The 11,611-nt window shown below is 59.3% G+C and carries 10 protein-coding genes; 7 read left to right on the forward strand and 3 right to left on the reverse strand.

Annotation, left to right across the window (positions count from 1 at the left end; translation table 11 throughout):
• Positions 1 to 280: 280 nt before the first annotated feature.
• From IEV00_RS03250 to IEV00_RS11240, 3 genes are all read left to right on the forward strand, one after another.
• Positions 281 to 4,024, forward strand: a complete 3,744-nt coding sequence (locus IEV00_RS03250; RefSeq protein WP_188358871.1) for a multifunctional oxoglutarate decarboxylase/oxoglutarate dehydrogenase thiamine pyrophosphate-binding subunit/dihydrolipoyllysine-residue succinyltransferase subunit — start codon at positions 281 to 283, stop codon at positions 4,022 to 4,024.
• Positions 4,025 to 4,227: 203 nt separating this feature from the next.
• Complete coding sequence (locus tag IEV00_RS03255; RefSeq protein ID WP_188358872.1) at positions 4,228 to 4,827, forward strand: GDSL-type esterase/lipase family protein; 600 nt, start codon at positions 4,228 to 4,230, stop codon at positions 4,825 to 4,827.
• A 181-nt stretch (positions 4,828 to 5,008) separates the two neighbouring features.
• Complete coding sequence (locus IEV00_RS11240; RefSeq protein ID WP_373868229.1) at positions 5,009 to 5,083, forward strand: 50S ribosomal protein bL37; 75 nt, start codon at positions 5,009 to 5,011, stop codon at positions 5,081 to 5,083.
• A gap of 86 nt (positions 5,084 to 5,169) precedes the next feature.
• Here IEV00_RS11240 and rsrA read toward each other — a convergent pair whose 3' ends face one another.
• Positions 5,170 to 5,439, reverse strand: coding sequence for a mycothiol system anti-sigma-R factor (gene rsrA / locus IEV00_RS03265; protein ID WP_188358873.1), 270 nt, complete (start codon positions 5,437 to 5,439; stop codon positions 5,170 to 5,172).
• A gap of 4 nt (positions 5,440 to 5,443) precedes the next feature.
• Positions 5,444 to 6,094: a sigma-70 family RNA polymerase sigma factor gene (locus IEV00_RS03270; protein ID WP_188358874.1), complete on the reverse strand. Its 651-nt coding sequence runs from the start codon at positions 6,092 to 6,094 to the stop codon at positions 5,444 to 5,446.
• Between the two features lie 249 nt (positions 6,095 to 6,343).
• Between IEV00_RS03270 and aroA the strand changes: the two genes are divergently transcribed.
• The 3 genes from aroA to hisN all read left to right on the forward strand — a co-directional run bounded on the left by aroA (position 6,344) and on the right by hisN (position 9,607).
• Positions 6,344 to 7,624: a 3-phosphoshikimate 1-carboxyvinyltransferase gene (aroA, locus tag IEV00_RS03275; protein ID WP_188358875.1), complete on the forward strand. Its 1,281-nt coding sequence runs from the start codon at positions 6,344 to 6,346 to the stop codon at positions 7,622 to 7,624.
• The gene (gene rsgA / locus IEV00_RS03280; protein ID WP_188358876.1) at positions 7,624 to 8,715 is read left to right on the forward strand and encodes a ribosome small subunit-dependent GTPase A; all 1,092 of its coding nucleotides are present in this window, start codon (positions 7,624 to 7,626) and stop codon (positions 8,713 to 8,715) included. Before aroA ends, rsgA begins: the two co-directional genes overlap by 1 nt.
• A gap of 91 nt (positions 8,716 to 8,806) precedes the next feature.
• Positions 8,807 to 9,607, forward strand: a complete 801-nt coding sequence (hisN, locus tag IEV00_RS03285) for a histidinol-phosphatase (RefSeq protein ID WP_188358877.1) — start codon at positions 8,807 to 8,809, stop codon at positions 9,605 to 9,607.
• A gap of 12 nt (positions 9,608 to 9,619) precedes the next feature.
• Here hisN and IEV00_RS03290 read toward each other — a convergent pair whose 3' ends face one another.
• Positions 9,620 to 10,006 carry a hypothetical protein gene (locus IEV00_RS03290; RefSeq protein WP_188358878.1) on the reverse strand — a complete coding sequence of 129 codons (387 nt, stop codon included), beginning with the start codon at positions 10,004 to 10,006 and terminating at the stop codon, positions 9,620 to 9,622.
• Positions 10,007 to 10,226: 220 nt separating this feature from the next.
• On the opposite strand from IEV00_RS03290, the gene IEV00_RS03295 reads away from it, so the two are divergent.
• Positions 10,227 to 11,507 (forward strand): hypothetical protein, encoded by a 1,281-nt coding sequence (locus IEV00_RS03295; protein WP_188358879.1) that lies wholly within the window; start codon positions 10,227 to 10,229, stop codon positions 11,505 to 11,507.
• Positions 11,508 to 11,611 lie beyond the last annotated feature (104 nt).

Consider the following 11,611-nt stretch of genomic DNA (forward strand, 5'->3'; position numbering starts at 1 on the left):
TTGGAGATAGCACTGTCAGCCCTGAGAGGAACCATAAGGTCTGAAAAACCTGAATTCCCGCTTAGTTTCCATCAAAACTTTATTCATCTAGCGTCACTAATCGGCGGCGGCTGGATAATCAGCCAAAAACCTTACTAGACTAAACATAAGAGTTCGACATCTCACCCCTGCGGGGCGATGCCGAGAAAGATACCGCGCCCGGGAGCCCCGGCATTGATGCCGCTGCCTCACCCAGGCGCTGAAGTATTAGTAATCCACGTATGGAAGAGGCGTAGAGACTGTGCCCAATCAGCCAGAACATCACGTACCCGAAGAGTTCACTGGCAATGAGTGGCTCGTTGAAGAGCTGTTCGAACAGTATCAGCAGGATAAAAATTCGGTAGAGAAAAAGTGGTGGCCGATTTTCGAGAAGATGGCAGCAGAAGAGGGTTCCTCCACCACCGAAGCACCCGCTGCAGCGCCGTCCGAAAAGAAAGAAACTCCCGCGGAGAAGAAGCCCGCACCCGAGCCTGCATCCCAGGCAACCGCTAAGACCGCTCCGGTTCAAGACACCGTAGCTCCGGCTCCTGCACGGAAGGCAAACGAGACAAAGATGGCACCTCAGCCCAATCCCGAGAAGACCGAGGCACCTGCAGAAGACAAGGAAGTACCTCTGCGCGGGCCTGCCAAGGCAGTAGCAAGCACCATGGAGGAATCTCTGGAGGTTCCCACCGCAACCACCGTGCGTGCTGTTCCGGCTAAGCTGCTGATTGATAACCGCACCGCCATTAACGAGTACCTGCAGCGTACCCGCGGTGGCAAGGTCTCCTTCACCCACATCATCGGCTACGCGGTCATCCGTGCAGCTGCCGCCATCCCGTCGATGAACGTCACCTACGGCACCAACGAGAAGGGCAAGCCGGTTGCCATTCACCCGGCCCACATCAACTTCGGTCTGGCTATCGACCTGCCCCGCCCCGACGGTTCCCGCAACCTGGTGGTTCCCAACGTCAAGGGCGCAGAAGAGCTCTCCTTCTCCGAGTTCTGGAACGCCTACGATGACATCGTCAAGCGCGGTCGCAGCGGCGAGCTGACCGTTGAAGACTTCCGCGGCACCACCATCTCGCTGACCAACCCCGGCGGCATTGGCACCATCCACTCGGTGCCCCGCCTCTCTAAGGGCCAGGCCTGCATCGTGGGCGTGGGTGCCCTCACCTACCCCGCTGAGTTCCGCGGTGCCTCGGAGAAGACCATTGCCCGCCAGGGTATCTCCAAGATTATTACCCTGACCTCCACCTACGACCACCGCGTGATCCAGGGTGCCGGCTCCGGCGAGTTCCTGCGTCAGATCGAGCACTACCTGCTCGGTGGCGACGGCTTCTACGATCAGATTTTTGAAGATTTGCGGATTCCCTTCGAGCCCATCCGCTGGGCAGTGGACAACCAGGTTGATCCCCAGTCTGAAATCTCCAAGGTTGCCCGTATTCAGCAGCTGATTCATGCCTACCGCGTACGCGGCCACCTGATTGCTGAAACCAACCCCCTGGGTTACGAGATGCTCTCGCACCCCGATCTGCGGATTGAGAACTACGGTCTGACCCTCTGGGATTTGGATCGCTACTGGCCCACCGGCGGTTTTGGCGATGCGGACTTCCTCTCCCTGCGCACTATCCTCAAGTTGCTGAATGAGGCCTACTGCCGCACCATCGGCATTGAGTACATGCACATCGAAGATCCCGCCCAGCGCAAGTGGTTCCAGGATCGTCTGGAGCACGGCTACACCAAGCCCTCCCGCGAAGAGCAGTTCCGTATCATGGGCAAGCTCAATGCAGCTGAGGCCTTTGAGACCTTCTTGCAGACCAAGTACCTGGGTCAGAAGCGCTTCTCCCTGGAGGGTGGCGAGTCCCTGATTCCGCTGCTGGATTCGATCATCTCCGAGGCAGCAGATCACAATCTCAACGGTGTGGGTATCGGCATGGCTCACCGCGGCCGCCTCAACGTTCTCACCAACATCGCCGGCAAGTCCTACGCTCAGATTTTCCGCGAGTTCGACGGCGAGATGGATCCCCGCCTTACCGGTGGCTCCGGCGACGTGAAGTACCACCTGGGTACCGAGGGCGTTTTCACCTCGGATAACGGCAACCAGACCCAGGTCTACCTGGCGGCTAACCCCTCCCACCTGGAGGCAGCGAACACCGTGCTCGAGGGTATCGTGCGCGCCAAGCAGGATCTGCTGGCTGACCAGGGTGTAGAAACCTCCTACCCGGTTCTGCCTATTCTGGTTCACGGTGACGCCGCTTTCGCCGGCCAGGGTGTTGTGATGGAGACCCTGCAGATGTCCCAGCTTGAGGGCTACAAGGTGGGCGGTACCGTTCACATCGTGGTCAACAACCAGGTTGGTTTCACCACCACCCCGGCAGACGGCCGCTCCTCCACCTACTCCACCGACCTGGCCCGCATGGTTCAGTCGCCGGTCTTCCACGTCAATGCCGATGACCCCGAGGCCGTGGTTCGCGTGGGTCAGCTGGCCTTCGAGTACCGCCAGAAGTTCAATAAGGACGTCGTCATCGACCTGCTCTGCTACCGCCGTCGCGGCCACAACGAGGCGGATGATCCCTCGATGACCCAGCCGGCTATGTACAGCATCATTGATGGTCACAGCTCCACCCGCAAGATTTACACCGAGTCCCTGGTGGGCCGCGGTGACATCACCCAGGAAGAAGCTGAGCGCGCTCTGAAGGACTACCAGCAGCGCCTGGAACAGATTTTCACCGAGACCCACGAGGCCCAGTCTTCAAAGGCTCCGTTGGTCACCGCCGATGCTGCGGCTGTCTCCAACATTGAGCGCCCCCTGGCCCAGCAGGGTGAAGATTCGGTCAAGATTCCCGAGTCTACCTCTATCTCTGCTGACACTCTGAAGCAGATTGGCGATGCCTTCACCAATGCCCCCGAGGGCTTCACCACCCACAAGAAGCTGGGCAAGCTGCTCAAGCAGCGCCAGCAGATGTCAACCGAGGGTAACATCAACTGGGGCTTCGGTGAGCTGGCAGCCTTCGGCTCCCTATTGCTGGAGGGCGTGGACGTCCGCATGTCTGGCCAGGACGTTCAGCGCGGTACCTTCGTTCAGCGCCACACCGTGCTGCACGATGCCGTCACCGATGCCGAGTGGAACCCCCTGCAGCACCTCTCCGACAGCCAGGGCAAGTTCAGCATCTACAACTCCCTGCTCTCCGAGTACGGTGTGATGGGCTTCGAGTACGGCTACTCGGTCGAGCGCCCCGACTCGCTGGTTCTCTGGGAAGCCCAGTTCGGCGACTTCGCCAACGGTGCCCAGACCATGATTGACGAGTTCATCTCCTCGGCAGAACAGAAGTGGGCCCAGCGTTCCTCGCTGGTGCTGCTGCTCCCCCACGGCTACGAGGGTCAGGGCCCTGACCACTCCTCGGCCCGCCAGGAGCGCTACCTGCAGCTGTGCGCCGAGAACAACATGACCGTGGCTGTACCCTCCACCCCGGCGTCCTACTTCCACCTGCTGCGCCGCCACGCCCACTCCCGCCCGCACAAGCCGCTGGTGGTATTCACCCCCAAGCAGCTGCTGCGCCTGAAGGCAGCGTCGTCCTCGGTTGAAGACTTCACCCAGGGCAGCTTCCAGCCCGTGCTGGAAGACACCGGCAACCTCAACCCCTCAGAGGTAACCCGCGTGGTCTTTGTCTCCGGCCGTCTCTACTACGACCTGGAGGCCCAGCGCAAGAAGGCTGGCGACACCACCACCGCCATTGTGCGTGTTGAGCAGCTCTACCCGCTGCCCGAGGAAGAAATCAAGGAGCAGATTGCCAAGTACAGCAACGCCACCGATTTCGTCTGGGCCCAGGATGAGCCCGCTAACCAGGGTCAGTGGCCCTTCCTGGTGGTCAACCTCTTCATGAACCTGGACACCAAGTTCCGCCTGGCATCGCGCCCGGCAGCCGCATCGCCGGCAGCCGGTACCGGTAAGCGCCACTCGGCCGAGCTCGAGTCACTGGTAGCAGAGGTTTTTGACAACTAATCTCTGAGCCTGAACGCTCAAATAAAGGGTGCCCCAGAGCTTTTCTGGGGCACCCTTTGTCTAGGTAACAAAAGAGACAGTTTGCCCACCTGCGGAAATCGTTGTTGAAGAAAGTGGGCATGAGTTCCGCTAACCGTCTATTCTTGGTAATAGGCACAAAGCGGTTGTACCGCACATTATCTCGACCAGACAGAAAGATTCTTGTGGATCAGCGAAATATTCGACTCGTAGCCGTTGGCGATGACCTTCTTGCCGGTGTGGGCGACCCCCGTGCACTCGGTTGGTTTGGCCGCGTCATGGCCCGTACTCCCCAAACTTCAGCAAGCATTTCTGCTTACAACCTGGCGGCACCGGGTGAAGGAACGGAGCTGCTTAATTCTCGCTGGTTTGATGAGGCGAGCCGCCGTTTCGGCCAGGGCACTGAGAACCGGCTTATCATTGCCCCCTCAACCCTGGACGTCGACCTGGACATCACCAGCGCCCGCTCCCGCCTGAACCTGGCCAACATGGTGGATATGGCATCGCAAAACAATGTGAAGGTTTTGGTGGTGGGCCCTCCCCCCACCCTCGATACCGAGCGTAACCGCCGTATTGCCGACCTCAATGCTGCCTACGCCGATGTGGTCACCCGCCGTAACCACGTCTACGTTGATACCTTCAACCCCCTGCTCCACCACGAGCAGTGGCGCAATGATTTGGCTGCCAATGACGGCCGCCCCGGCCAGTCTGGCTACGGCCTGATTGCCTGGCTGGTTCTGCACCGCGGCTGGTACAACTGGCTGAACCTACCCGAGCCGGTCTAATCTCAGCCGGGCAGCTAGCTAGCTCACCCCCGACTAAACGTGCATCGGCTGGTTCTTTGTGCCAGAATAGAAAGCAGTGTCTCGAATCGAGACCTGTCTCAGTTCCGAGGCAGATGAAGACAGTTCTTCCTCCATGAAAATGTTGCGAAGAACCGTTGATAACTTTTCAAAGGAGGCTCTCATGAGCAAGCGCGGTCGTAAGCGCAAGGACCGTCGTAAGGGTAGCGCAAACCACGGTAAGCGCCCCAACGCATAAGGTACCTTGAATAGGCTTCAGGCCCCCACACGTTACGTGTGGGGGCCTGTTTTCTTATCGACTTTCTTATCGACGCCTAAGTAAAACTAGACCGCCGAGTGCTCGCTTTCGCGAATATCATCAATTCGCTGCAGAATCCTGGTTTTGAGATCAGCCGGGGCGGGCTCACAGCAGGAGCGCTTCATCACCGAACGAATCACGCACTCAAGATCGTACTCTTTAGCGCAGGTTTCACAGTGAGCCAGGTGGTCTTGAAGCTCTTGGAGATCGTCGCAAGAAAGCGCGCCGTCCAGGTACTCATAGATGCTAGTTAGGTGCTCTGAACATTTTCCCTTCGATGCGGTTGCCTCTGTCATATCCTTATCCTTTCTTGCGTTTTTCAGTCTTGATACCGCGCTCGCGAGCGTAGTCCGAGAGCTTGTCTCGCAGCAGTTTGCGGCCCCGGTGCAGGCGGGACATCACGGTGCCAATGGGGGTGTTCATAATTTCGGAGATTTCCTTATAGGAGAAGCCTTCTACATCCGAGTAATAGACCGCCATGCGGAAATCTTCGGGTAAGTCTTGTAGAGCTTGCTTGACGTTGTCATCGGGCAGACGGTCCAGCGCCTCCATCTCTGCCGACTGCAAGCCCGAAGAGTCGTGGGAGCTCGCCTGGGCCAGCTGCCAGTCTTCAACATTTTCGGTGTTGGCCTGCTGGGGCTCGCGCTGGCGCTTGCGGTAGAGATTGATGTAGGTGTTGGTCAGAATACGGTAGAGCCAGGCCTTGAGGTTGGTGCCGGGGGTGTACTGGCTAAAAGATGAGAAAGCCTTGGTGTAGGCCTCCTGCACGAGGTCCTCGGCGTCTGCCTGGTTGCGTGCCATGCGTAAGGCTGCGGCGTAGAGCTGGTCAACATACTGCATGGCGTCGCGCTCAAACCGAGCTTTGCGTTGGGCGGCACTTTCCTGGGCAACGTCTACCGGTGCCTGATCGCTAGAGCGCTCGACCTCTGCTGTCGATGCTGGTGCGGTCATGTACTGCTCTTTTCTATCTGGGGTTTTCTCCCTCAATGGGTTTACCTCTACCCTAGATGTTTTGCTGTGTTTTCATGCTTCATAACATTGCCGTGAGAGAAGATATTCCTGCTTCTATGCCTACAATGGTGTTCCAGCGCGAAATTTTAATCGAGATGGTGAGTAGTTCATTTGAATCAGCAGAATCCAGCGTCTTCGTATGATTGGCCGGCCCCCTGTGTGAGTTTTGAGCAGAGCGGTTCTGCGAGCGTGCGTATTCCCGGGTCTAAGTCTTTGACCAACCGCTACCTGCTTCTGGCGGCTTTGGCTGATTCGGAATCTGTGATTCATGCTCCCCTGCATTCGCGGGATTCGGCGCTGATGATTGCCGCCCTCGAGCAGCTAGGGGCGCGATTTGAGCGGCTTGAGACCGGCTCCCCCTTTGGCCCCGACCTGCGGGTTAGCCCTATTCCCTTTGACTCGCTATCCGCTAACCAGCGGTCTATTGACGTGGGTTTGGCGGGTACCGTTATGCGCTTTGTGCCGCCGGTGGCTGCCCTGGTGGCCGGGTCTACCCATTTTGACGGCGACCCCCACGCCCGGGTGCGCCCGATGGGCCCGGTGATTGAGAGTTTACGAGCGCTGGGGGTTGATGTTGAGGACGGCGCCCGGGGCAGTCTGCCTTTCACCGTCAGCTCTGCCGGGGGTGTGGAGGTCGATGAGCTGAGCATTGATGCCTCCGGTTCCTCCCAGTTTGTTTCCGCTCTTCTGCTGGCGGCTGCCCGCTTTAAAAACGGTCTGCTCCTCAAGCACGAGGGGCCCGCTATTCCCTCTATGCCCCACGTGGAAATGACCCTTGAGGTGCTTCGGCAGGTGGGCGTTGAGGTGTCTAGCCCCTCTGAGAATTCCTGGCGGGTTGAGCCCACCCGCTTTCCCGGCTTTGAGATTACCGTGGAGCCCGATCTTTCCAACGCGGGGCCTTTTCTGGCGGCAGCGGTGGTGCTGGGCCAGAGTGTGTCTATTCCCGACTGGCCGAAAGAAACGACTCAGGGCGGTAATCACTGGCTAGAGATTCTGCCGCGGTTTGGCGCTTCGGTCGAACTGGCTCAGGGTTCCCTCACGGTAACGGGTCCAGCCGGTGGAGCCCGGGCAGGCTTTGGTGGCATCGACCTAGACTTGGCCGCAGCCGGTGAGCTGGCACCGACCGTTGCTGCCCTGTGTGCTCTGGCAGATTCGCCCAGCCGGCTGCGCGGTATCGCCCACCTGCGCGGGCATGAGACAGACCGTCTGGCTGCGCTGACCGCAGAAATCAAACGTTTGGGCGGTGAGGCAGAGGAGACCGAAGACGGCATCTGCGTCCTCTCCCCCGTTTCCCACGGTGGGCTCATGCACACCTACGCCGATCACCGCATGGCAACCGCCGCCGCCATTATCGGTTTGGTGATCGAGGGCGTGGTGGTTGAAAACGTTGAAACCACCTCTAAGACCCTGCCCAATTTCACCGGTCTGTGGCAAGATATGCTGGCCCAGTTCTCGGGAGGTCGTCGCTAGTGGCCCGCCGAGACTGGGACGAGTCGGATGTTCGGATTCGCCCCAACAAGAAGGGCTCCCGCCCCCGCACCAAAGACCGCCCCTCCTATGAGAACGCCCTTGTGGGCAGAATCATCACCGTAGACCGGGGCCGCTACCGCGCCGTCCTCGATGAAGGGCAGGCAACCGAGCGGGTGGTCACCGCTGTGCGCGCCAAAGAACTGCGCCGCCAGCCGGTGGTGGTGGGCGACTTGGTGGGTCTGGTAGGCGATACCAGCGGCACCGAGGGTAGCCTGGCCCGGCTCATCCGCATTGAAGAACGCAGCACCCTGCTGCGCCGTTCTGCTGACGATACCGACCCCTATGAGCGGGTAGTGGTTGCCAATGCCAGCCAGCTCATTATTGTGGTGGCAGCCGCCAATCCCGAGCCGCGCACCGGCTTCATTGACCGCTCGCTGGTGGCCGCCTTTGACGCCGGTATTGAGCCGGTTCTCTGCATCACTAAAACCGATGTGAAGCATCCGCAGGAGCTGCTGGACTACTACGCCGCCACCGGCTTACGCATCGTTTTATCCAAGTCGGTAGACGGCACCGCCCCCAGCGAGGAAAACTCCGCGGGGTTAAGCCCCGACCTGGTGGAGAAAATCTCTGAGTTGTTGGACGGCGAGGTGTCGGTTCTCATCGGCCATTCCGGGGTGGGCAAGTCTACCCTGGTCAACGCCCTGACCGGAGCCCAGCGCGATACCGGGCACGTCAACGCCGTAACGGGCCGTGGCCGCCATACATCTTCCTCAGCGCTGGCGCTCCACCCCAAGGATTCCTCGGCCCACACCTGGATTATCGACACCCCCGGCATTCGTTCTTTCGGGCTGGCCCATATCTCAGAAGAGAACACCGTGGCAGCCTTCACCGAGCTGGCCCCCGGCTCTGCTGACTGCCCCAAGGGTTGCCTCCACGCTGAAACCTCGGCCGACTGCGGAATTGCCGCCTGGGTAGCAGAGGGCAGGGCCGGAGCAGCGGGTGAAGCCCGGCTCGCCTCCCTACGCAAGCTACTGGGGGTAGACCAAGATAACCAGGGCGACTCCACCAAGGAACTGGGCAGTCTCCACTAGCGGACTCCCCCAGCCCCGGGCAGAGAGACCCGCCCCAGCGGCTTCCTTCAAGCGCATTCCCACCTTCAGAACCGACAGAAAGACTAAAACCGTGAGTGCTAACCCCTACACCGATGACCTACGTTTGGCGCACATTCTCGCTGACTCGGTAGACCGCCAAACGATAGCGAGGTTCCAGGCCCACGATTTTACGGTGGAGACCAAGCCCGACCTCACCCCGGTGACCGAAGCAGACTGCGAGGCAGAACAGCTGATCCGCTCCCAGCTTTCCCGCGTGCGCACCCGCGATTCGGTTCTGGGTGAGGAGTTTGGCGAAAGCGGCACTTCTCCCCGCCAGTGGGTGATCGACCCCATCGACGGCACTAAGAACTTCGTACGCGGCGTGCCTGTGTGGGCAACCCTGATCGCCCTGGTCGAGCACGGTAAGCCGGTGGTGGGCCTGGTTTCTGCTCCTGCCCTTCAGCGCCGCTGGTGGGCAGCTTCGGGCGCTGGCGCCTACACCGGCCGCTCCCTGGCCAAGGCAAGCAGGATTCAGGTCTCCCAGGTCAGCTCGCTCTCCGATGCTTCCTTCTCCTACTCCTCTATGACCGGCTGGAAAGACCTGGGAGTGCGTGAAAGTTTCCTAGAGCTCACCGATACCGTGTGGCGTACCCGCGCCTACGGCGATTTCTGGTCGTACTGCATGGTGGCAGAGGGCTCGGTGGACATCGCGGCTGAACCCGAGCTGAACCTCTACGACATGGCGGCGCTGGTTCCCATTGTGACTGAGGCCGGCGGTCGATTTACCTCCCTGGCCGGTGAGGACGGCCCCCACGGCGGTAACGCGCTTGCCTCCAACGGTTTACTGCATGACGCCGCTCTGGGCTACCTAGGTAGCGATCGGCGGCTGTAATTCGCTGAACTACTAGACGGCGAGGCTCGAGTAGTCCGAGGACATGGTAGCCAGAAGAATGATTCCGCCCAGGGTCAGCAAGACAGTCAGCGCGCCGCAGACTATTCCCCAGATGCTGTACTGAGTTGCTTTGGACGAGAAAGGGGTGGGGTAGGGCTTTTTCGCGCCCTTGAGTCCCATGATGCCCAGGTAGATTGCCATCATGCCCGGCAGAATAGACAGGCCTCCCAGGCTGAAGAGAAAGACGGTAACGCCCAGGGAAGCAAGACCGGTTGCCAGCGATCCCACCGCCAGGTAGAAGCCGCGACCTCGTACATCGGTAAGCGGCTGACCGTAGCCCCGGCTGAGCTGGCGGGGTACCTCAAACTCAGATACCGGAGCCTGGGGAAAATTAATCATTGCAAACCGCCTCGTTTTCTGCCTCAAGAGAGTGATACTGCTCAAACACCTGTGTGTTCTCCTACCAGTTTTATGGATTGTTGAGGGCTTTGCAAGGCAGTTTTTCGCCAGAGCGTCTATGAACTAAGCTAAGGCTCAAATTTCTTTCAGGTTGTACTCAGAAAAAGAGGAGTACATTTACCTATGTAAGCAACCATTACTTGAAAGGAATGAGTTAATCATGAAGGTTACAAACGCTCAGGAACTAGCAGAAGCAATCAACTCCGGCGAACTCAACATTGAGATTGAAGGCACCATTAAGGGTTCCCCCTCGATTACCCTTCCCGAAGGCGCAACCCTCAGCGGCGGTACTTTGGAATTCACCGCAAAGGGCGTTCGCCTGACCGCCAACAACACCCTGCGCGACGTCGTCATTAAGACCACCGACTACGAAGTCGCTATCTACAATGACACCTCGCTGACCGACGCCGGCACCTTCACCCTCAACAATGTCACCACCGTTGGTCAGATTTACATTATTGCCGAGGGCAACCTGAAGACCGCCCGCGTTGAGGCAGACCAGGTTACCGTTGCCGCAGCTGACGTACGCGGCCGCGTTGAGCAGCCCCACGGCTTTGGCGTAGACGTGCTCCAGGGTGGCTTCACTCTCTGGAACCGCAACTCCGACCCCGAATCGCTCTTCACCGCAACCCTGAAGGGCATCAATATTGGTAGCGAAGAAAGCCCGGTACGTGGTTCCGGCCTCTTCGTTGACGGCTACACCGACCGCGAGGGTAAGCTGACCGGCGGTAAGTTCACCGCTGACCTGATTGAGACCGGCACTGTCGTTACCGACGGCGGTATCGCCCCGGGCACCCCCGATAAGATTTCCGGCGGCGTCTTTGTACTGGGCGGTGCAATTGTTGAGAAGGTTGTCAACAGCGGCCCCGTGACCACCCACGGCCAGAACGACATGGTTCTGGACCTCTGGGGTAAGACCGAAAGCTGGGTTGCCAACGCTCCCATTACCTCTACCGGCCCCTCCGGTATCGGCTTTGTGAACTTCGGCGACATGGGCAATCTGGAAATCAACGCCCCCGTGGTCACCAGCGGCCTGGGCGCTCGCGGCTTCAACGTCTACGACGGCTACGTGAAGTCCGCTAAGTTCCAGTCCATCACCACCCACGGTGACGGCGCTATCGGTATTCAGGTTTCCAAGCCCATGGGCACCATTGAGGTGGTTGAGGACGTTCACACCACCGGTGCTGAGGGTCTGAGCCTGGTCAAGGGTGTTCAGATGACTCTGAAGGCAATTGGCGTTTCTATCAAGCCCGGCGGCGAGCTGGAAGGCCTCTCCGTGGGCGGTAACGTGATTACCGAAGCTGATGACCTGGTGAGCTTCGAGGTGCTCAAGGGCGCCAAGATCAGCAAGCTCTCCCTGGTAGGCATCGAATCCCGCGGTAAGAACTCCGTTGCTTCCCTGGTTGAGGGCGAAATCCTCGAGGGTTCCGCTGACTTCTAAGCGTGCAAGGTAGCCAAGATTTAGAAATAGCCCCTGAGCTTTAGCTCAGGGGCTATTTGTTTGGGTTATAGGACAAATTTGTGTTCGCCCCGCGCGGGAGCTCG

It is taken from the genome of Rothia aerolata (genome assembly GCF_014635585.1).
Classification (GTDB): domain Bacteria; phylum Actinomycetota; class Actinomycetes; order Actinomycetales; family Micrococcaceae; genus Rothia; species Rothia aerolata.